General features: G+C 63.5%; 16 protein-coding genes. 10 read left to right on the top strand and 6 right to left on the bottom strand.

All coding sequences use genetic code 11. From position 1 onward, the window contains the following. Positions 1-8: 8 nt before the first annotated feature. Both C7H84_RS07040 and C7H84_RS07035 read right to left on the bottom strand, forming a co-directional pair. Positions 9-938, bottom strand: a complete 930-nt coding sequence (locus C7H84_RS07040) for a LysR family transcriptional regulator (RefSeq protein ID WP_121858124.1) — start codon at positions 936-938, stop codon at positions 9-11. 138 nt (positions 939-1,076) lie between these two features. Then, the gene (locus C7H84_RS07035) at positions 1,077-2,327 is read right to left on the bottom strand and encodes an MFS transporter (protein ID WP_121858123.1); all 1,251 of its coding nucleotides are present in this window, start codon (positions 2,325-2,327) and stop codon (positions 1,077-1,079) included. Between the two features lie 789 nt (positions 2,328-3,116). On the opposite strand from C7H84_RS07035, the gene C7H84_RS07030 reads away from it, so the two are divergent. The 7 genes from C7H84_RS07030 (at position 3,117) to C7H84_RS07000 (ending at position 12,774) form a co-directional block, all read left to right on the top strand. Next, a complete protein-coding gene (locus C7H84_RS07030; protein ID WP_121858292.1) occupies positions 3,117-5,885 on the top strand; it encodes a type VI secretion system Vgr family protein in 2,769 nt (922 codons plus the stop codon). A 160-nt stretch (positions 5,886-6,045) separates the two neighbouring features. Further along, positions 6,046-8,217: a hypothetical protein gene (locus C7H84_RS07025; protein WP_121858122.1), complete on the top strand. Its 2,172-nt coding sequence runs from the start codon at positions 6,046-6,048 to the stop codon at positions 8,215-8,217. Then, on the top strand, positions 8,214-9,695 hold the full coding sequence (locus tag C7H84_RS07020; protein WP_240461992.1) for a virulence factor: 1,482 nt from the start codon (positions 8,214-8,216) through the stop codon (positions 9,693-9,695). Before C7H84_RS07025 ends, C7H84_RS07020 begins: the two co-directional genes overlap by 4 nt. Positions 9,696-9,763: 68 nt before the next feature. Further along, positions 9,764-10,021 (top strand): PAAR domain-containing protein, encoded by a 258-nt coding sequence (locus C7H84_RS07015; RefSeq protein WP_121858120.1) that lies wholly within the window; start codon positions 9,764-9,766, stop codon positions 10,019-10,021. 18 nt (positions 10,022-10,039) lie between these two features. Next, the gene (locus C7H84_RS07010; protein ID WP_121858291.1) at positions 10,040-10,348 is read left to right on the top strand and encodes a TrfB-related DNA-binding protein; all 309 of its coding nucleotides are present in this window, start codon (positions 10,040-10,042) and stop codon (positions 10,346-10,348) included. Positions 10,349-10,453: 105 nt separating this feature from the next. Next, complete coding sequence (locus tag C7H84_RS07005; protein WP_162999227.1) at positions 10,454-11,047, top strand: hypothetical protein; 594 nt, start codon at positions 10,454-10,456, stop codon at positions 11,045-11,047. Positions 11,048-11,265: 218 nt separating this feature from the next. Then, on the top strand, positions 11,266-12,774 hold the full coding sequence (locus C7H84_RS07000; RefSeq protein WP_121858118.1) for an aminotransferase class V-fold PLP-dependent enzyme: 1,509 nt from the start codon (positions 11,266-11,268) through the stop codon (positions 12,772-12,774). An 81-nt stretch (positions 12,775-12,855) separates the two neighbouring features. Here the strand turns inward: C7H84_RS07000 and C7H84_RS06995 are convergent, their stop codons facing one another. Beyond that, positions 12,856-13,944, bottom strand: coding sequence for a DJ-1/PfpI family protein (locus C7H84_RS06995; RefSeq protein WP_240461991.1), 1,089 nt, complete (start codon positions 13,942-13,944; stop codon positions 12,856-12,858). A gap of 115 nt (positions 13,945-14,059) precedes the next feature. Between C7H84_RS06995 and C7H84_RS06990 the strand changes: the two genes are divergently transcribed. Next, positions 14,060-15,070 (top strand): helix-turn-helix domain-containing protein, encoded by a 1,011-nt coding sequence (locus tag C7H84_RS06990; RefSeq protein ID WP_121858116.1) that lies wholly within the window; start codon positions 14,060-14,062, stop codon positions 15,068-15,070. Positions 15,071-15,384: 314 nt separating this feature from the next. Then, complete coding sequence (locus C7H84_RS06985) at positions 15,385-16,917, top strand: amino acid permease (RefSeq protein WP_121858115.1); 1,533 nt, start codon at positions 15,385-15,387, stop codon at positions 16,915-16,917. A gap of 147 nt (positions 16,918-17,064) precedes the next feature. Here C7H84_RS06985 and glyA read toward each other — a convergent pair whose 3' ends face one another. The 3 genes from glyA to C7H84_RS06970 form a co-directional block, all read right to left on the bottom strand. Next, positions 17,065-18,312: a serine hydroxymethyltransferase gene (gene glyA, locus C7H84_RS06980; protein ID WP_121858114.1), complete on the bottom strand. Its 1,248-nt coding sequence runs from the start codon at positions 18,310-18,312 to the stop codon at positions 17,065-17,067. A gap of 320 nt (positions 18,313-18,632) precedes the next feature. Further along, complete coding sequence (locus C7H84_RS06975) at positions 18,633-19,412, bottom strand: SDR family oxidoreductase (protein ID WP_121858113.1); 780 nt, start codon at positions 19,410-19,412, stop codon at positions 18,633-18,635. 40 nt (positions 19,413-19,452) lie between these two features. Continuing rightward, positions 19,453-20,700 (bottom strand): D-arabinono-1,4-lactone oxidase, encoded by a 1,248-nt coding sequence (locus tag C7H84_RS06970; RefSeq protein ID WP_121858112.1) that lies wholly within the window; start codon positions 20,698-20,700, stop codon positions 19,453-19,455. A 311-nt stretch (positions 20,701-21,011) separates the two neighbouring features. Between C7H84_RS06970 and C7H84_RS06965 the strand changes: the two genes are divergently transcribed. Beyond that, a complete protein-coding gene (locus C7H84_RS06965; protein WP_240461990.1) occupies positions 21,012-21,965 on the top strand; it encodes a helix-turn-helix domain-containing protein in 954 nt (317 codons plus the stop codon). Positions 21,966-22,115: the final 150 nt, after the last annotated feature.

Below are 22,115 nucleotides of genomic sequence, written 5' to 3'. Positions count from 1 at the left end.
CGCCGCGCTCAGCGGACCCAGCCGCGCTCCAGCAGCGGACGGTCCCACGGCGATTCATCGCCGATGTATTCGGCGAGGAATTCGACCAGCGCCTTCACCTTCAATGCCTGTCGCTGCGTTGCGGGATAAACGGCCGCGAAGCTCAGCGGCGCGATCTCGAACTCCGTAAGAATCGGCACCAGGCGGCCGGCGACGAGCGCATCGCTCGCGACCAGCGTGGGCAGGCACACGACGCCGCCGCCCGTTAGCGCGTACTCGCGCAGCAGGTGCACGGAGTTCGAGCGGATCATGCCGGGCAGCTCCATTTCGACGACTTCGTCGCCACGCGTCAGCGTCCAGCGATTGCGTGATGGATAACCCGAATAAAGCGCCGTGGTGTGCTGCAGCAATTCGCGCGGATGTTGTGGCGCACCATGCGCTTCGAGGTACGCGGGCGACGCGCAGAACAGGCGCCGCACCACGAACAGGCGCCGCTCGATCAGCGACTCGGAAATCGGCGGGAAGATCTGGAACGCGATGTCGAACCCTTCTTCGACAGGGTCGACGACGCGATCATTGACGATGATGTCGAGCTGGATGCCCGGGTAGCGGCGGTTGAATTCGGCGAGCGGCACGCCGAAGTGATCGAGCGCGAAGCCGGGCAGCATCTGGATGCGCAGCCGCCCGGTGGGCGTCGCGCGCAGCTCGCGCATCTGGTCGGTCAGCTCGTTGACGCGCCCGACCACTTCCGCGCATTCGCGGTAGAAGGTCTCGCCCACTTCGGACAGCCGAACGTGGCGCGTGCTGCGATGGAACAGCGGCGCGTTGACGAACTTCTCCAGCTGCTGGATGCGGTTCGTCACGACCGAACTGGTGACCCCAAGCTGCCGCGCCGCTTCCGCGAAACTGCTCGCTTCCGCTACCCTGACGAATGCCTCGATGCTCAGAAACCGGTCCATACCGCACCCTTCCTGAATGGGAAACCGGCAGTCTAACCGGAGCCGCCGGCCGGTTGGGTCATGCGAAAGCGGTCACTCTGTCACCGGACAGGTGTCAATCGCGCAGGCGGCCCGGCGCCGGGAACACCGGCCCGCACGTCACGGCTGCTTGCCGGCCGTCAGCTCCGGCTGCACACCTACGCGGCGCTGCAGCACGGCCGGCGCCGTTTCCCGCAGCAGCATGCTGACCACGATACCGAGCAGCACCGCGCACATCGGCAGCCACAGAATGTTCTGGATCCCGAAGTGCGCGGCAACGTAGCCGCCCAGCGCCGGCGCGATGCCGCCGCCGAAGATCTCGCCGCAGCCGACCACCACGCCGATGGACGTCGACACGAGACCGATTGGCGCGGCTTCGGTCGCGACCGGCCCCGATAGCAGCGATACGAGCCCGAGCGTGAAGAACGATGCGACGAACAGCACGACGAACAGCGTGACCGGCTGCGGGCCGAGGCCGCGGAAAATGTAGAGCATCACGGCCGTGCCCGCGAAGCCGACGATGCTCGCGAGGCGGCGGCCCACCAGGTCGGAGAGACCCGGCAGCCCGAACTGCCCGAGAAAACCGCCGAAGCCGATCGCCGACACGACGAGCCCCATCTTCTGCGTATCGAGCGCCAGGTAATCCGTCAGGTACAGCGGCAGCAGCGCGCCGAGCACAAACACGCCCGTCATCGCGCAGCACAATGCCGCCATCGCGACGAGGATGTTGCGGCTCTTGAGCACATGACCGAGCGACGCCGGCGCGTGTTCCGACACGATGTCTTTCGCGCGCTTCGGTTCGCGGATCACGAAGAACATGATCGCGCCGAGGATCAGCCCGGGAACGGCCACGAGCGCGAACACCCAGCGCCACGACACGTAGTTGAGCAACTGCGTCGCGATGATCGGCGACAGCGCGAGCCCGAACAGCGCGAAGCCGCTTTGCTGCAGCCCGAGGTTCAGGCCGCGCCGCCGCGGATGCGATGCGTCGGCGGTGGCCGCGAAGCTGGTCGGGCAGAACGAGCCTTCGGCGACGCCCATCAGCCCGCGGATCGCGATCAGGCCGAGCAACCCGCCCGCGAGGCCCGAGAAGCCGGACAGCAGCGAGAACAACACGATGGCGGGAATCAGCACCTTGCGACGGCCAATCTTGTCCGAGATGCCGCCCATCAGCGCCGCGAAGATGCCCCACGACAGGCCGAGCACGCCGATGCAGTTGCCCACGTCCTGCGCGGTCAGGTGCAGGTCCTTCATGATCGAAGGGAACAGCGGCGCGATGAGCCAGCGGTCAAGGCCGACCAGCCCGAAACCGAGCGCCAGCAGCGTCACCGCCTTCCACTCGTAGGCGGTATCCCACTCGTTTGCTTTCATGTCTGTCTCCGTGTCTCCGTGGACTGGTCTGCCTGCGCGCGCCGGAGCGTTCGTGGATCAGCCAGGTCCGTTGTGTTGGGGGTGCGACGCGACGTGAGTCGCGGGGAAGTGGCGGCCGCCGTTCCGGTTGCAGGCGTCGAATTCAATCAGCCGACGCCCGAACGATAGGTGCGCCGATGCGGATCGGGTATGGAACAACCGGCGAACGCGACATTCGCGAAATGCAAATAATCGGGGGCGGCAGGCGCGAGTATCGACAGAGAAGCGCTGTGCGGACGGGCGCAGCTTTGTAGTGGCGCTTATTCACGCGGTACGGGGGAATCCCTCATAGACATCGCGATTTCCGGTGCGTGGCGACACGCGCACAGCAACGACCCGGCCCTTTTTCTCGTGGGAGCTCGTCACGTGTCCGCCGTAGGTTCGCATCTTTTCCGAAAACGCAATGTGCCGCGATTCGCGTCGATATAAGACAGATCCTATTCAAAATAATCGTGACCTAGTTAAATTCGATGAAAACAACGCCACCACATCCCCACGTCCAGCAGAGTGAGCGCTTAATAGCTGCCACCAGCATTCGACATATAGGTTTTCAAAAATCAATCTGATTACCAACAAAGCAAAATACTGTTTCCAATAGCTCGCCACATCATCTCAAAATAAAAATTCATTTATCGAGACAGACAGACTTGATATTCTCGACCCGGGTTTTCGAGTCGACTGCCTTTGATTGCATCGACCTTCCATTTCGAACTAATCCAAATCCAATACAACAACAATGAGATTACGACGATGTCGATAGCACGAACATTCCGGGAATTTGCGTCTGGTCTGATAAGCGGAACCGCGCGGCCAGTCGATCTCCATTTCGGCCGGGCCCAACGCGAAGTCGGCCACCTGCTTGCGCTCCATCATGCCGATATCCGCGAAGGGCTGATATCGGGTATCGATGGGCAATTGACCTGCGTATCGACCTACGATCATCTGACGCCCACGCTGTTTCTCGGCCTGCCCGTTTCGCTCCGGCTGACGACCGATCGGGGCAGCATCCGGACGATCAATGCGATCGTGAGCGAAGTGCGGACCGGTCAATCCGATGGCGAACTGACCGTCTATCAATTGCACGTGTGCGACGCGCTGTCGTTGATGGACCGCCGCACGAACGCTCGCCTGTTCCGATCGCGCACCGTCGTGGAAATCCTGGCGACGCTGATGAACGAGTGGAAGTTGCGCAGCCACGCGCTCGTGCGCGCCTTCGACTTCGACCTGTCCGCATTGCAGACCGATCGCTATCCGGTGCGCGAACTCACGCGGCAGGTCAACGAGTCGGACGCCCGCTTCATCCGGCGCTTGCTGCGTCGGGAAGGCATGACGTTCTTCGCGAAGGTCGCGCCGACGAACTCGGCGCGCAGCATGCCCGACGAGTGGCCGATTCATACGCTCGTGTTTTGCGACGATCCGCATCGACTGGAGGAAGCACCGGCCGGCATCCTGCGTCTTCATCCGCGCGATGCCGGCGTCGAACTCCGCGACACGGTAACGCTTTTCGCGCACGCCCAGCGCCTGTCGTCCGGCAAGGTCCGCCGCCCGTCGTGGGATTACAAGTCGGCCCGTATGGACGATTCCACGGCAGTCACCGGCATCGAGCAGGGTGAATCCGGAAACGATCTTGCACGGTTGCTGACCGACGTCGCGATCGACATCCCGCATGTCGGCGATTCGTGGAACGACCACAACCGCATCACGCACGACCGGATACTGGCTCATCAGTTCGAAGCCGAACATTACGACGGGATCAGCAGCGTTCGTGATCTGCCGGTCGGCCACTGGTTCACGCTGACGGGCGACCCGGAGCTCGACATGAAGCCGGTCGATCATCGTCAGTTCGTCGTCACGTCGGTTCGACACGATATCTGGAACAACCTGCCGAAGCAGCTGGCGGGGCGCGTGCACGGGCTGTTAGCGGCGAGCCAGAACCTGACGCGAACCGTCGGACCAACACCTGCCGATCTATCGGAGCAAACCGACACGCGCTACGAGAATCGCTTCACCTGCGTGCGACGCGGCGTGCCGCTCAAGCCCGCCTACGATCCGAAGGTCGATGTGCCGCCGGTTCACCTGCTGACCGGCACGATCGTCGGCACACAGGGCGAGGAAGTATTTTGCGACGAAGCCGGCCGCGTACGCGTGCAAATTCACGGCTACGATCCGGCCGATCACGCGCACGCGCACGGCGTCGGAACGAATGGTCGAGCCGGCGACAGTGCGCCGATTCGCGTCGGGACAAGTCTCGCGGGCGGCAATTTCGGCGCGCTGTTCCTGCCGCGCGTCGGTATGGAAGTGCTGTTGGGATGCCTGTCAGGCGACCCTGACCGGCTGATCATCATCGGGGTATTGAGCAACGGGGCGAATCCGCCCGTGGCGTTCAGCCATACCGGCGCACTCCCCGGCAACCGCTTCCTGTCGGGCATCAAGACCAAGGAAATCAACGGTCGGCGTTATAACCAGCTTCGTCTCGACGATACTCCGTCGCAAATTTCGGTGCAGCTGGCTAGCGAACATGCGCATACCCAACTGAATCTCGGGCATCTGACGCATCCGCGGGAAAACGGACACGGGACGGATCGCGGTGAAGGCGCGGAATTGCGCACCGATGCCGCTGCGGCGTTGCGCGCTGCCCGGGGCATCCTGTTGTCCACCTATGCGCGCACACAGGCCAAGGGCGGTCAGCTCGATCGAGAAGAACTGATTCGGCTGCTCGATCAATGCACGGAGCTCTTCAAATCTCTCGGCGACTATGCCGGCCAGCACGGCGGGCAATCTGCCGATACCGCAGGTCAGGACAACGTTGCGGATGCCTTCCGGAACTGGACGCCGGGCGATACGCACCCCGGTTCGACCAACGCCGCGCCGGCATTGCTCGCGTTCGGCGCGCAGTCGGGATCGCTCAACGTCACGCCCAAGACGCACGTCATGTATGCGGGCGAGAACATCGATCAGATCGCGCAGCAGCACGTGCAGGTCACCAGCGGCGAGCGCATCAATCTGCATGCCGGTCGCGGCGTCGCGATGTTCGCGCACGGCGAAGGCGTGTCGGCAATTGCGAACCAGGGGATGGTCACGCTCCAGTCGCAAAACGACGACACGCGTATCGATTCGGCGAAGAACATTCAATTGACTGCGGCCGGTGGACGGCTGGTCGGTACGGCAAGCGATGAAGTCGTGCTCGTCACGTCCGGCGGCGCATATCTCAAGCTGAGCGGCGGCGATATCGAGCTCGGCTGCCCCGGCACATTCGCGGTGAAGTCGGCGGGGCATGCTTGGGATGGTCCCGCCAGCATGACCGCGGACATGCCGGCGTTTGGTCAGGGCACGCTTGGCCGAGTGCCTAAGCTGGTTCGGGCTTCGGATGGCAATGCAGCTGCGGGATTCGACGGGCGGATTCACAAGGCTTCCGGTGCGCTGTCGGACTTGATCGGAGACGCGGCCGGCGAACTACCGGCGGTCGATACAGACCAGTTCGAGAAACTGGCGGTGAAGTTCATCAAGAAGAATGTTTAACGCACATGCAGGTGTCTGGATGACCGATTCGATTCTCGAACCGCGACCGACGGCAGACTCGCTCGCGGGCGAATCCGCTGCGAACCCCGATACATCAAGGGCGGTTGCATCGCGCCGTGAGCCACCACCGATCGTCGTCGGTCGGGGCGAAGGCGTAACGATGTTTGCGAAGAACACGCCGCTCATCTGCATCAAGCAAATGCCCTTGCCCGGTATCGTGATCTTCGTGCATGGGGTGAACTCCGAAGGCGAATGGTTCGAGGCAGCGGAGGAAGGGCTGTGCAAAGGGCTTAATCGGCGCCTCGGGCGGCTGGACGATCAGATGATGTATCACGGTGTCGATGCCGGGCAGTTGACGCCCGCCAAGTACACGGAGAGCGTGACACCGGATGGGTTCTTGAATCCCGAATTGCTGGCTGACTATTACATCAAGCCCGATCCGTCGTTCTCACCCGTCATCCACTTCCGGTGGGGTTATCGCGCGACTGCAGCGGAGCTGAAGGAATACGGCGACAAGATCTTTCTGAACGAAAAGGACTATTGGGGAGGCGGCCCGTTCACGAATGGCTGCGCGAGCCTGCCTGATCTCTGGCATGGCGGTCTCGATGATCGGACGATGGGCTGGATGACTGTGCAAGGCATCAATCCGACCAATCGACCGCTTTACCGCGCGCCGCCCCGCGCGTACGGCGTGCTCGCTGCATTGCGCCTGGCAAGGCTGATCGAATCGATCCGGAGCATGCAGGCTGACGTACCGATTACCGTCGTGTGTCACAGCCAGGGCAACATCGTTGGCCTCACGGCCGCGTTCTTCGGTGATGCGTTTCCCGACGTCGACGATCTGTGGGGGCGCAAGGGCCACTGCGTGGCAGATGCCTACGTGCTGGCTAACGCGCCATATAGCCTGGCGAACGCAGACGGCCCGTACAAATCCGACACGTTCATGGATACGTGGTCGCAACGCGCGACGAGGGATGTCAGCGGTCGTCGTGGTCGGCAAACCTACGCAGCGCGCACTAAGACGTTCGGCAAATTCCTGTCGATTATCGGCGCTCGGAAAGCATGCGAACTGCCCGCCGACAGGGTCGATGAAGACATGGCCAACGAGCGCGTATCGCCGACGAGCAATCGATCATATGCGACACAAGAAGATCGTGCGCGTCATGGCTTGAATGGCTCGACGTATGGCCGCGTCACTGCGTATTGCTGTCCGCACGATCAGGTGATTTCGGCGGTGACCGTCCAAGGCATCGGCTGGCGCGGGATCAGCAAGCATGAACTGGGCGATATCGGCGCGGCGGGAATCTTGACGCAGCGCGTGTTTGCGTCCGGGTTCCCCGTTGGCATTCAGAAACCATATCGATATTGGGAAGACGACTGGCGGTACGGCAAGCAAGGAACGAAACCAGGCTTCTGGTATCCGCCATCGGCGCCGGCCAAATTCAATCTGGTTGGTGCGATCAAGGGAAACGAGTCTGTTCTCGGCGTCGCAGCGACGCTGGTGACTGCGCCGCTCATGTTCGTCGCGACCGGCATCAGTTCGGCGTTGAACATGCTTCGCGTGAACGCCGATCCGCCGAAGGGCTGGACGGTGGTCGCCGATGCGCCCGCGCTTGATGGACCGTTCCCACCGAAGGCGTTGCGATTCGGCAAGCCCGTTGAAACGAAGGACGGTGATGCGATAAGCGACTTCAACGAAGGCAACGATCCGCCGGCTGCGTGGCGCGACGCGAGCAAGACCGACGCGGACAAGCAAGCCGATGATCCGTACGACCAGTACCAGCCGAAGAACGAGGACAGCGCCGCTCAAGGCACAGCCGAAACCGAGGCCGGGCAACGCTACGAGGATCGCGCACTAATGCGAATGGAGGCACGTCGAACGCTGAACACGGAATGGCTCGACCGCGACGGTCACGTGATCGGCGAGGACGGAAAAAGTGCGATTCCCGACGGCTACAAGGAATGGCGCGACAGGCAGATCGTCGACTGGCTCGATCGTGGTGCGACCAACAGCCCGACGAACCATTCGACGACGATGACGAACCCCGAACACGCAGAAAAGGCGCTCGCGTACGACGTTGCCGTGGGCCTCTGCTACTTGTCGGAGAAGCAACTGAGTTCGCTGCGTATTGAAGCGGATTGGAGAATGGGAGACGGCATTCCCGATACCAGCCCGAACAAGAAGTACACCACATACTTTGAATACGGAGCGCTCGATCAAATGCCGATCCACGAATGGGTATATGCGAACGGCAGCGAAGGCAAGATTCCCGACGCGATAGCGGACGAACGTGAGGATGAGTTCTATCTCAAGGTCGGGGGTGTCGTATGAAGACGCTGATTGCTACCTGGCCCCGACGTGTCGCCATTGCTATTTCGGTATGGCTGATCGTCAGCGTGCTCATGGCCATGATGATGGCGCACGTAGAACAACCCGACCCGGGACATTTGGAAATTGGAGATTGGATGAAACGATTCTTTGTTGTACCAGGCCTCGCTGCACTCGTGGCGCTAGTCTTCACCACCGCCATGACGCGCCCGGCACAAGCAGCCCCAATTCGACAACCTGCCGCAAACGCAGCACCAGCAGCCGAAGAGCCGGCAAGGCCGTTCTTCGCGCAAGTTGTCGGCTTGATTTGGTTAAATCCGCTGCAACGCATGGACTACCCGACCGAATGGCAATTGCTGTGGACGCAAGGGCTTGTCGCACCGAACAGGAATGATGACATGGTGCGAACGAAGCCCGAAAAATTTTCGTCACTCCGCTCCATCGGAGCATTGGTCTACGGCAACGAAGGCGAAGAAACGTTCAAGGGCTTCTATCACAAGTACGTAAGAAAATTTCTCTTGTTGCCGCGCTCGCGATATTTTGCAAATGATAGATATTTCTACACCGTTAAGCCTGAAAACTCGAAGAACTGGCGCGAGCTTGCCGGAACACGCATCGAGTTCGCGTTACCTCCGAGGCTAGATCCGATCGAAGCGAAGACGTACTTGATCAAGGCGTTTGTCGAATGCTTCGAGATCGGGCCGCCATCCCCGAAGTCACTATGGAGCCGCGACACGCCCCCTGACGTGCAAATCACCCAAGGCGGCGCAAACGCCGGCTTCACGTCGTTGAACAACGCGCTGGACTACTTGCAGCAGAACCCCGACAAGACCGTCTGGGCAATGAACTGGGACGCACCGAACTTCCCGCCCACCGACGCGCAGATCAACGAAAACCTCGTCGTGCTGTTCCTCGCCGGCCCGAACTTCAACACCGAGCGTGAACCGCTCGCCTGGATCGGCAAAGCCGCCGCTGGCAACACACAAGCGTTTTCGCCGAAGGTCGGCACGACGCGCGCCGTGCAGGCATGGAAAGCCACGATCGATGAAGCGGCACGCTACGCCGGCGTCGCGGTCGCGGACCTCAATTACATCGTCCACGACGCAGGTGCACCGAGTGGCGCGTCGTCGTCGCGTCTTGTGTCGCTCGCGCAGACCTTGACCGAAACGCTCCCGGAATATGACCACCGCAAACAGACGTTCAACACCGCCGCAATGCTCGGCGACATGGGAACCGGTAGCGCATTGACCAACGTCGCACTTGCGATCGGCCGAATCAACCACTTCGGCGGCAATGCTTTGGTGGCCGGCACGACCGATCCGGAGCACCCCGTCGCCGTTGTCGTAAGGCCGCCGTCGAAGCTCACGGCGATCGATCCGGACAAGGACTGGTTCCGCGCCCGAGGCGGCAACAACGCGTACCTGCCGTGGTGGGGACGCCGACACGATACCGACTACGGCATGCAGGGTTACTCGTGGTAACGCAAACCCGCGCAACGGTACATTGCGAGCAAAACGCACACGCGGAAAGCAATCGGAGAGCAAGTCATATGCGAGGAATCATCAGGGTAGGCGACAGCCATACCCACGGCGGCCGGGTCGAGTCCGGAGCCGAAATCAGCAAGGTGATGGGGCGTGCGGTCGCCCGCTTCGGCGACACGTGTTCGTGTCCGATCCACGGGGCCTGCACGATCGCCGAAGGTGATCCTGCATTCAACGTCGAAGGCGAAGCGGCCGCGTTCGACGGTCACGAGACCTCATGCGGCGCGACATTGATTTCTTCACTTCCGAACTCGGGGCGTACCTGAATGCAGGAGACACGACGCATGACCATCGACCAGTTCCGCCTGTTGCGGCTTCACGATACCCGCATCAATCCGTTGAACCAGTGGGCGCTATACCAGATTTTCGTGAAGGGCCGCTCACCACACGAGTTGGCAGCGAAACTGCATTTGAACCGCTCTGCAATGACGCAGCTGGTTCGCAAGACGTGGCAGCGGTATCTGGAACTGCCAGGCAATGCCACCCGCCTCACCACGCTCACAATTACGATTCCGTCGAAATACGAGCAAGCGCTGCACGGATGGGTGCGGGACGCGCATCGCTTAGCGAATCAGGCGGATCAAAAAAAATGACCTGACCTACTGCACCCGAGGCATTCACACCTATTCGATTCATCACTTCCTTTATATCGCATGAAATTTTCGATTAATCCCGATTCGGCTCGGTACGCGACAATCGTGTCGCTCATCTCGGCCGGTATCTCGATCGTCTCGGCGTGGTTTGCTTACCAGGCGATGAAAAGTAACGAACTCGTGTATCGCCCCTACGTAGTGGCAACTCAGCACTTCGACGAATCCGAGAACAGGCACGGCCTTTATCTTTCGAATGCAGGGCTCGGACCGGCCATCATCAAGGACGTGACCGTGACGATCGAATCGCGAAAATATTCCGGCCTCGGTGCGAGCATCTGGCCACGCTTTCAATCCGATGCGGGCATCGACGGTATCGGATGCTTCAGGACCGGCTGGCCGCGCCCCGCCGATCCGCTGAGAGCGGGCGAAATCATTCCGCTTTTGGCCCTGTCCGACAAGGCACCGCCCCAGTGCCTGCCGATGTTGCTCAAATTGCTGGCCATGAACGACATCTCCATCGAGGTGCAATACGAGTCCATTCACGGAGCCGCGTTCTCGTCGACGCGCGACGTCGGCATTCATGATCCAGACGTTCAGCGAATCGCACACCAATATGACGGCGTGCAACGGCGTCTGGCGGAATTGACCAAGCGCATCGAGGCCGAGCGCGCGCGCAATGTGCCGGCCACACGGCCCTGAATGTCGAGCCGGCGTACCTGCCCCGCCGGTCATCCGGCCATTCGCATGACGATTACCACCAAAGCCGCTCGACTCGATAGAAATTTCATTCCCCAATATACGAACACAATAAAACTTTTTTCCACGCCGAGCGGAATTCCCAGCCAACTTTGGATCCTTTTTCCCCGCCCTCCCTCGTATCATTTCCCCCGTTACAAAGAGAAGAGCCAGAGAAGGACATGAGCGATACCACCCCGCTGCACTACCTCGACTACGCAGCCACGACCCCGGCCGATCCCCGCGTGATCGAAGCGATGACGGCCTGCCTCGGTACCGACGGCATCTTCGGCAATCCCGCGTCGAGTTCGCATGCCGCCGGCCGGCTCGCGAAGGAAAAAGTCGAGCACGCACGCGGGCAGGTCGCCGCGCTGATCGGCGCGGATGCCGACGAGATCGTCTGGACGTCGGGCGCCACCGAATCGAACAACCTCGCGCTGAAGGGCTACGCGGAAGCCGCGACCGACAAGCGCCATCTGATCACGAGCCGCATCGAACACAAGGCCATCCTCGACACGATGGCCAGCCTGTCGAAGCGCGGGATGACCACGACCTACCTGACACCCACCGCCGACGGCGAAATCACCGTCGACGCCGTGGCCGCCGCGATCGGCCCCGACACGGGCCTCGTGTCGCTGATGCTCGTCAACAACGAACTCGGCACGCTGACCGACATCGGCGCGATCTCGCGGATCGTGCACGCGGCCGGCGCGCTGCTGCACGTCGACGCCGCGCAGGCGCTTGGCAAGACGCCGATCGACGTGCGCGCGCTCGGCATCGACCTGCTGTCGATGTCCGCGCACAAGGTGTACGGTCCGAAAGGCATCGGCGCGCTGTTCGTCCGCCGCGAGATCGCCGAACGCATCGCGCCGCAGATTCACGGCGGCGGACACGAGCGCGGCCTGCGCTCGGGCACGCTCGCGACCCATCAGATCGTCGGGATGGGCACCGCATGCGAACTCGCCGCGGAAAAACTCGAGCGCGAAGCCGCGCGGATCGCGGCACTCAGCGCACGCCTGACGAACGCGCTGCTCGCGCTCGGCAACATCACGCAGAACGCGGCAGCCGCACGCCGCATCCCGCATACACTGAGCCTGACGGTCAACGCGCCGGGCTTCTTCCCGTTCATGCTCGGCGACTCGCTCGCCGTGTCGTCGACTTCCGCGTGCAATTCGACGAGCGGCGCGCCGTCCCACGTGCTGACCGCGATCGGCCTCGATGCTGAGGCCGCCGGCCGCACGGTGCGCATCAGCTTCGGCCGCTTCACGACCGAGCAGGACGTCGATTTCGCGATCGCGTGTTTCGAACGCGCGCTCGAGCAATGCCGTGCCGCGGCAGCGACCGGCTTCACCGCGTCGCGACAGATCACGCCGGCGGACCTGAAGGCGATTTGCAACGCAGGCTTTCGCGCGGTGATCTGCAACCGGCCGGACGGCGAAAGCGCCGATCAACCGTCGTTCGACGAGATCGCAGCCGCTGCACGCGAACTGGGCATCGATGCGCGCTATCTGCCGGTCGAACGCGACCGGATCGGCGACGCGGAAGTCGATGCGTTCGGCGCGCTGGTCGATGCGCTGCCGAAGCCGCTGCTCGCGTATTGCGGTAGCGGGAGCCGCGCCGGGATGCTGTGGAATCGGCTGACGGCACGCCGGACGGCGGTGGCGGCGACGGCCGCAACGACGACGGCCTGAGCGCCGCACACACGTAACGAAACGAAACCCCGCCCGCGGGTGCGCACCAGGCCGACGCTTGGCCGATAACGCCGGCACCCGCTACTTCGCGTACTCGAGTTGCAGCGCCACCCAGGCTGACGTCGCATCGCCATAGCGCGCCGCGACGTCCTCGAGCACCGCGGGAAGCACCGCTTCGCCACGCTGCCCGTCCGGAATCGTCACGCGTGCGTGTCGCGCATTGGCGGGCTGCGTCAGCAACCGCAGCCCGTGCTTCGATTCGATCACGCGTGCGTCCGCCGTTGCGACCACATCGCTGCGCCACGTCCGCGCCCACGTATCGGCGGCAAGCGCAACCGAGAGCTCGTCGAAGCCGTTCACGACCGGCAGATCGAAAGTCTGATGCCGCCAGAACGCGACGCGATTCGTCAGCGCGGTGGCCACGGCCCGCGCGGTCAACCCGAATCGGCTGCCGTCGTGAACATCGCTCCATTCATCCGCGCCAAACTTGCGCGCCGTTTCGCGCGCCGCCGCCGGCCCCGCCAGCACGTCGACCAACGCGAGCGATGCGGGAATCGACGCCGACACGCCGGTCGTCGTCATCACGTTGCCATCCATCACATAGCGGCGATCGTCGACCCATGACGTATCGACGAAACGCCGGCGCAGCCCGTCGCGCGAATACCAGTGCGCGGTCGCGATGCGATCCCGCAACAGCCCGGCGTTCGCGAGCACCTCTGCGCCATCGCAGATCGCGACCATCGTCGCGCCGTCGGCAGCCTGCTTGCGCAGCCATGCCAGCACGGCCGGCCGGTCGGCGCGATGCAGCGCGGGGACGATCACGATGTCCGCGCCCGAGGGCACGGCCGCGTCGAAGCGGTCGAACGTGGTATCGGCCAGCATCCGCAGTGCGGGCATCAGTTCGACCTCGCCAGCGTCGGCCGACACGGCCACGACATCGACCGCGCCGGAAGTTTTCAAAATCGCGTACGGGACGATGAAGTCGGTCGTCTCCGTTCCCGCGTTGTCCGCGACGATCGCGACGAGCGGTCGCGTGCGGCCCGCCTTCGGGGCGTTCACGGTCAGCGTTTGCGTAACCGTGCGCGCGCCGTCCGCGACCGCCGGCCCCGATCCCCTCGATTCACACGCGCCCAACACCGCGCACACGATCAGCACGATCGTCGCGCGCATCACGCCGTTTCTGTTCCGTTCCCGCATCGCTCACCCGCGTCAATCGATTGCACGTCCGGAAAATTACAAGGATCATGCTCGCGGTCACAAGGACAACTCCACCGCACTTTCCGCCATGTCCCAGTCAACCGGTTCGGCACGCGACGTCGTCGTCGTCGGCTTCGAAGGCGTCCAGTCACTCGACATCACGGGCCCGATGGAGGTGTTCGCGGTCGCGAACCGCCATCTTCCCGGCCATGTCGCGCCCTATCGGCTCACGCTCGCGTCGCAACACGGTCACGACATCGTCACGCACGCGGGCCTGCGTCTTGCCGGCTCGACCGCGCTGGCGGCCCTACCCGAGCGCATCGATACGATCATCGTCGCGGGCGGCAGCGAGGCAGCGCTGCGCCACGCGGCGTCGGACGCCGGCGTGCTGCCGTGGCTGCGCACGCGGATCGCCGACACGCGGCGCATCGCGAGCATCTGCACGGGCGCGTTCGTGCTCGCCGCGGGCGGATGGCTCGACGGCAAGCGCGCGACCACGCACTGGAACCAGTGCGCGACGCTCCAGGCGCTGTGCCCCGACGTGCGGGTCGAGCCGGATGCGATCTACGTGAGCGATCCCCCCTTCCATACGTCGGCCGGCGTGACGGCCGGCATCGATCTGTGTCTCGCGCTGGTCGAGGCCGATTGCGGCGCGCAAACCGCGCTCGCGGTCGCACGCGAGCTCGTGCTCTTCATGCACCGTCCCGGCGGACAGACGCAATTCAGCGTCGGCCTCGACCTTCACGCAAGCGCGACGCCGCGCATGCGCGCGCTGCTCACGGAAATCGCCGACGATCCGGCCGGCGACCTCGGCGTCGCCGCGCTGGCCGCGCGCCTGCACATGAGCGAGCGGACGTTTGCGCGCAATTTCCTGAAGGAAACGGGGCTGTCGCCCGCGCAATTCGTGCTGTCCGCCCGCGTCGAGCGTGCGAAGGCGCTGCTGGAGCGCGCCGACTGGCCGCTGGAACGGGTCGCGGAACGTTCGGGGTTCGGCAGCGTGGATGCGTTGCAGCGGGCGTTCGCGAAGCGGGTCGGCGTATCGCCGCGCGACTACCGGGCGCGTTTCGGGCAGCGACACGGCAAGCGTCGGACGGAGTAGGTTCTAGCCTCGATTCGCATGTCGGCAACGATGGGGCATCCCTGACACGTCGAGGATTACTTACAAATACCTGCACCGCGATGCGATGCAATGCCCCCGAACGGTGCACGCAGCGGATGTTTCGCCCGATTGCCGAAATCCGATAGCGCCTCGAGATTTGGCTTCATACCGTTTCCGCATCGGACCGGAAAGCGACCGTCGTCATCGCATGACGTCGCGTGCCACCGACGAATTCCAGGAGCTGGCCGCGTTGCCGGCCCCGGCCAGCGATGACGGTCCTGCCGCGCAGGACATTCGTGACGGAGCAAACAAACATGGATGCGAAACTCCAGCCTGATGCAGGCATCGACAGCGATGTAAGCCTTCTCCACAAGATGGGATACGCGCAGGAGCTGTCGAGACGCATGAGCGGCTTCTCGAACTTCGCCGTGTCGTTTTCGGTGATCTGCATCCTGTCGGGCGGCATCACGGCGTTCCAGCTCGCGTTTTCCGCGGCCGGCGGCGCATCGATCGGCCTCGGCTGGCCGCTCGGCGCGCTGTTCGCGCTGATCGTCGCGGTGTCGATGTCGCAGATCGCATCGGCCTTCCCGACCGCCGGCGGCCTCTATCACTGGGGCGCGATCCTCGGCGGCAAGAAGTGGGGGTGGATGACGGCGTGGCTGAACCTGATCGGCCTGATCTTCGTGATCGCGGCAATCAACTTCGGCACCTACGATCCGTTCTTCAAGACGCTGATCGCGCCGATGTTCGGCGTCAGCCCGGACAGCCTGACCTGGTGGCACCAGACCGCATTCATCGCGTTCATCACGCTGTCGCAGGCGATCCTGAACGCACGCGGAATCAAGATCGCGAGCAAGATCACCGACCTGTCCGGCTATCTGATCTTCGTCGTGACGATCGCGCTGGTCGTGTCGCTGCTGGTCTACTCGCCGGTCGCGTTCGACCTGCATCGGCTCGTCACCTTCACGAACTTCACCGGTGTCGACGGCGGCGCATGGCCGAAACAGACCACGCCGCTCGCGTTCCTGTCCGGCCTGCTGCTGGTGACCTACACGATCACCGGCTTCGACGCGTCCGCACACACGTCGGAAGAGACCCACGACGCGGCGAAGAACGTGCCGCGCGGGATCATCGGCTCGGTGTTCTGGTCCGCGGTGTTCGGCTACGTGATGGTGTGCACGTTCGTGCTGGTGATGCCGGACCTGACCGCCGCGATGAAACAGGGCACCGGCTTCTTCGAAGCCATCCTCGCGCCGATTCCGAAGACGCTGCGCATCGTTCTCGAACTCGCGATGTTCTTCATCAACTACGTGTGCGGGCTCGCTGCGATCATGTCGACGTCGCGGATGATGTATGCGTTCGCGCGCGACGGCGGGCTGCCGGCGTCGAAGCTGCTGCGCAGCGTGAACCACAACCATCGGACGCCGGGCCCGGCAATCTGGACGTGCGCGGTGCTCGCGATCGTCGTCACGCTGTACGGCGACGCATTCTCGGTGTTGAGCGCGGGCAGCGCCGTGTTCCTGTTCATCTCGTATGCAATGCCGATCGGCTCGGGAATGCTCGCCGAAGGGCGCACGTGGACCGAGAAAGGTCCGTTCCAGCTCGGCATCTGGTCGAAGCCGTGTGCGTTTCTCGCACTGGTCGGCGCCTGCGTGCTCGCATACGTCGGCATCCAGCCGCCGAACGAGAAGGTGCTCTATGTGCTCGTCGCGTTCGTGGTCGTGCTGATGGTGATCTGGTACGGCTTCGGCGTACGCAAGTCGTTCGCGGGGCCGCCGGTGCTCAAGGATGCGCGCAACGACGAGCGTATCCGCGAACTCGAGGCGAACGTCGATCCGACGGTGTAACGCAAACCCGACTCGCACACAGCACAAAAAATCTGGCTCGCATGATGCGAGCCAGATTTTTTTACATCCATCATTTCGGACTTCAGGAGGTTCAACCGCGTCGACGGTCGAACCCGCTTGAACCCGCTTGAACCCGATTACGGCGACTTAGCCGTAAACCGGGAAGCGCTTCGTCAGCTCGGCGACCAGGCCGCGCACGCGTTCGATCGTCGCTGCATCTTCCGGTGCTTCCAGCACGTCGGCGATCAGGTTGCCGACCGTCTCCGCTTCCGCCGCGCCGAAGCCGCGCGTCGTCATTGCCGGCGAACCGAGGCGGATGCCGCTCGTCACGAACGGCTTTTCCGGATCGTTCGGGATCGCGTTCTTGTTCACCGTGATGTGCGCCGCGCCGAGCGCCGCTTCCGCTGCCTTGCCCGTGATGTGCTTCGCGCGCAGGTCCACCAGCATCACGTGGCTTTCCGTGCGGCCCGACACGATCCGCAGCCCGCGCTTGACCAGCGTTTCAGCCAGCACGCGTGCGTTCTCGACCACCTTCTGCTGATATTCCTTGAACTCCGGCGACAGTGCTTCCTTGAACGCCACAGCCTTCGCCGCGATCACGTGCATCAGCGGGCCGCCCTGGATGCCCGGGAAGATCGCCGAGTTGATCGGCTTCTCGTATTCCGACTTCATCAGGATCACGCCGCCGCGCGGGCCGCGCAGGCTCTTGTGCGTCGTCGTCGTCACGAAGTCCGCGTGCGGCACCGGGTTCGGATACACGCCCGCTGCGATCAAGCCGGCGTAGTGCGCCATGTCGACCATCAGGTACGCGCCGACCGACTTCGCGATCTTCGCCAGACGCTCGAAATCGATCTTCAGTGCGAACGCCGATGCGCCCGCGACGATCAGCTTCGGCTTGTGTTCGTTGGCCAGCTTCTCGGCCGCGTCGTAGTCGATGTCTTCGTTCTCGTTCAGCCCGTAGCTGACGACGTTGAACCACTTGCCCGACATGTTGACCGGCGAGCCGTGCGTCAGGTGCCCGCCGTGCGCGAGGCTCATGCCCATGATCGTGTCGCCCGGCTTGAGCATCGCGAAGAACACGCCCTGGTTCGCCTGCGAACCCGAGTTCGGCTGCACGTTCGCGGCTTCCGCACCGAACAGCTGCTTCACACGGTCGATCGCCAGTTGCTCGACCACGTCGACGTATTCACAGCCGCCGTAGTAACGCTTGCCCGGATACCCTTCGGCGTACTTGTTCGTGAGCTGCGAACCCTGCGCGGCCATCACGGCCGGGCTCGTGTAGTTTTCCGACGCGATCAGCTCGATATGATCTTCCTGGCGGCGGTTCTCGTCCTGAATGGCAGTCCAGAGTTCCGGATCGACGTTGGCGACGGTGCTGGTAGAGCGATTGAACATGATGATTGATCAAAAGAGAGTGATGGATTGACCCTGGTAGGCCGGACTTGCCCCGGATCCGCGAAGCCGGGCGCCGCACCGGCGCCCGATGACGTCGACAACCATGCCGCCCCGCGATGCCGGCTGAACGGTTATTCGGCATTGCCATTCCAACAGACGCCAATCCGTTCAGATAGAAGGATTACGACATTCCGCTAGGACGCATCGCGCGGCGCGTGGGCAAAAAAAATCGAAGGTCCGCATCGCTGCGGAACCTTCGACAGAACCGGCCGTTCCTGGAGAGGCTGTCTCCGACCGGCGGCTTCTTGCGAATATGGGGCCTAAACGGCCGAAAAGCAGTTGTCGACGAACAGATGCGTGCCGTTGACGAAGCTCGATTCGTCTGACGCAAGAAACAGCGCGGCGGCGGCCACTTCCGACGGCTCGCACAGCCGGCCTTGTTGCGCCGCGATCGCCGCTTCGGTCGCATCGACGCCCATCGCCTGCAGGTCCTTCAGTTCGCGCATCCCGTGCGGCGTGCGGATGAACCCGGGCGCGAGCGCGTTGCAGCGGATGCCGCGGTCGCGATATTCGACGGCGATCGCCCGCGCGAACATGTGGCACGCGCCCTTGGTCGCGTCGTACAGCACTTCGCCGGGTGTCGCGAGGACTGCCGAAATCGACGACGTGCAGACGATGCTGCCGCGCCCTTTTTCGAGCATCTGCGGCAGCACGGCCTTCGTCATCAGGAACATGCTCTTCACGTTCACGCCCATCAGCCAGTCCCACTCCGACTCGTCGATGTCGAGGAACGGTTTGACGATCAGCGTACCCGCGTGATTGAACAGGATGTCCGCATTGCCGTACTGCTTGCGGGCCGCGTCGACCGCGTTCTGCACGTCCGCCTGCTTCGACACGTCGGCGCCGAGGCCGATCGCCTGCAGGCCCGCCTCGCGCAGTCGCGACGCGAGCGTTTCGGCCGCATCGCCGTCGCGATCGATGATCGCCACCTTCGCGCCCTGCGCGGCGAACAGCTCCGATGCAGCGCCGCCGCAGCCGCCCGCGCCGCCGCTCACGATGGCGACCTTGCCGGCCAGGCGGCCGTCGATCTTCACATTCATGTTTCGTTCTCCAGTCTGGTTCATTCGGACCGCTCACCGCTCAGCTGAACAGCGTCCGAAGATGATCGTTGAGAAAATAGCCTTCGGGGTCCACGCTGCGGCGCAGTTCGCGGAACGCTTCGGCCTTCGGGAACCAGCGGTCCACGTCGTCGCGGTTCGTGAAGTGCAGCTTGCCCCAGTGCGGACGCGAGCCGTAGTCGCGCAGGATGTCGTCGACGTCCTTCAGGAACGGCCAGTAGTCGACGCCGTTCGGGCCGCCCGAGCACGAAATCGTCACGCTGTCCTGATGGTTGAACGGGCTGATCCACGCCGGATCGCCCTTCGTGAAGCGGTACTCGACCGGGAAGATGCAGTCGCGATGCTTCGTGAGGATCAGGTCGCGCACGCGGCGCAGCGCTTCCTTGCCGTGTTCGGCGGGCACCGCGTATTCGAGCTCGTGGAAGTTCGCGACGTAGTGGATCGCATAGACCTCGGCGCTGTACGCGATCTTCTCGTGCTCGCCTTCGTGGAAGGTGCGCTCGTCGGTGAAGTCCATCACCTTGATCTCGCACACGTCGTAATCCTTCTTCGAGTTCGACACCTTCGTGGTATCGGGCAGGCAGTACAGGTGACGGCTCTCGGACGTCGGGCACCAGAAGAAACTGAAATGCCGGTGCTTCGCCGCAAGGTCGTCATACTGTTCCATCAGCGCTTCGAAGTCCTCGCGCCACACGCGGTCGTGCAGCCAGAACGCGTCGGTCACCTGCAGCGTCAGCTCCGACACCACGCCGAACAGGCCGAGGTTCACCTGCGTCGCGTGCAGCAAGTCGAGGTCGCGCTGGTCGCTCACTTCCATGATCGAGCCGTCGGGGCGGACGATCCGCATCCCGACCACCTGCGACGACAGGTTGCTCAAGGTCGTGCCCGTGCCGTGCGTGCCGGTGGCAAGCGCGCCGGCGATGGCTTGCGAATCGATATCGCCCTGGTTGACGAGCGAGAAACCGATTTCCTTCAGGTGGCGCGTCACCGCATTGATTCGCGTGCCGGCCTTCACCGTCACGCGTTTTTGCTGCTCGTCGACCGCAACGACACCCTGGTAGTCCTGCAGCGACAACAGCAGCCCGCTCGTCGCGACGACCGGTGTGAATGAATGGCCCGATCCCGAGCATCGGACGTTCTTGCCCTGGCGCGTCGCCGCGTGCACCAGTTCGGCGATCTCCGCCTCGCCGGTGGGCGACGCCATGTGCGCGGCGACGCACGACTGATTGCCGACCCAGTTCCGCCAGAATCCGCCACGTGGAAGCTCCATCGACGTCTCTCCAGAAGTGTGCCGGCCGTCGTGCGCCGGCAACGATGTTCGGTTCGGCCGGCAACGCCGCGGTATGCCCGGCGCCGGCGCGACAAGTTGCGTTGCGTTGATGCCAAAGGTATTCCGCCGGACAATTTTTCACTATCGGATTTCGGCAAGCGGGGGTTTTCTCCGGGAATCGGGCCGACGGGGTTTTTGACCGGCTCGAGCAGCGGCTACAATCAATCGATCCGGCCAGCCCCCTCCCCACCCCGATGACGCCGTCCGCCAATCCGAGCGATTTTTCTGGCGCCCCGCCGTTCGCGCGAACGGTGGCGTTCTGCGCGTTCACCGACGTCGAGGAACAGGCACGGATCTTCGACGGCTGGAACCTCAACTACACGCAGATCTCGGGCGGCCTGTTTCATGGTTCGTCGTCGATCGTGTCGCTCGGCGGCATCCGGCTGCTGGTCGAGGATCTCGACAAGGTGATCCTGCAGCAGGGCGCGGTGCCGTCGGACCGCATCGCGGTGGCCGTGCCGCTGGAGCTCGAAGGCCATGCGCGCATGTGCGGCGAGAAGAGCAGCCGCGACAGCCTGCACGTGTTTTCGAGCCTGCCCGCGTTCGAGTTCTACTCGCCGGAGCGGCACGTGCTGGTGAACGTCGAGATCGAACCCGACAAGCTGTCGACGGAAGCGCTGCGCACGCTGGCCGCGTCGCTGCGCGCGCGCACCTTCGCTCCGCTGATCCCGATGACGAGCGAGGTCGCGGAGCGCCTGCGGGACCTGCTGCGCTACACGATGGCCGCGGCCGCGAAGAGCACGCCGATCGAGGATGTGACGACCCAGGACCGGATCGAACTGCTCGAACGAACCGTGCTGTATGCCATTTCCGAAGCGATGACCGTACCGCCGCAGGACGCGGACACCGCCGGCGCACGCGCGACCACGACCAAGTACTGGTCGCTCGTCAACGCGGTGCAGGAGCGGCTGCAGGATGCGTCGACGTGCCCGCTGTCGATCGCCGAACTGTGCGTGCAGCTCGGCATCAGCCGCCGTACCGCGCAATACGCGTTCAACGACACGCTCAACCTGAATCCGATCGCGTACCTGCGCGCCGTGCGGCTGAATCACGTGCGTCGCGAGCTGCGCCTCGGCGGGTCGGTCACGTCCGCCGCTACGAAGTGGGGCTTCTGGCACCTGAGCAGTTTCGCGCAGGACTATCGCGCGATGTTCGGCGAGTTGCCGTCGGCGACGGCGAGGCGCTACGCGCACCGGCGCGCGTAAGCGTCGCTCGTGCGATGGCGCGATGCATCGTGCGGCGTCGCGTTGATTAGCGTTGGCTAGCGGTGGTTCGCGTTGATGGCGGGCGTGCCGAACGTGCGCCGCGGCTTGCCGAATATAAGTCGCCACCGCGGTTGGACGGCCGGCCCACAA

Origin of the sequence: Burkholderia sp. Nafp2/4-1b (genome assembly GCF_003635165.1) — a bacterium.
Taxonomy (GTDB): Bacteria; Pseudomonadota; Gammaproteobacteria; order Burkholderiales; family Burkholderiaceae; genus Burkholderia.
The sequence above is the reverse complement of the archived record's forward strand: the minus strand, read 5'-3'. Positions and strand labels throughout refer to the sequence as shown.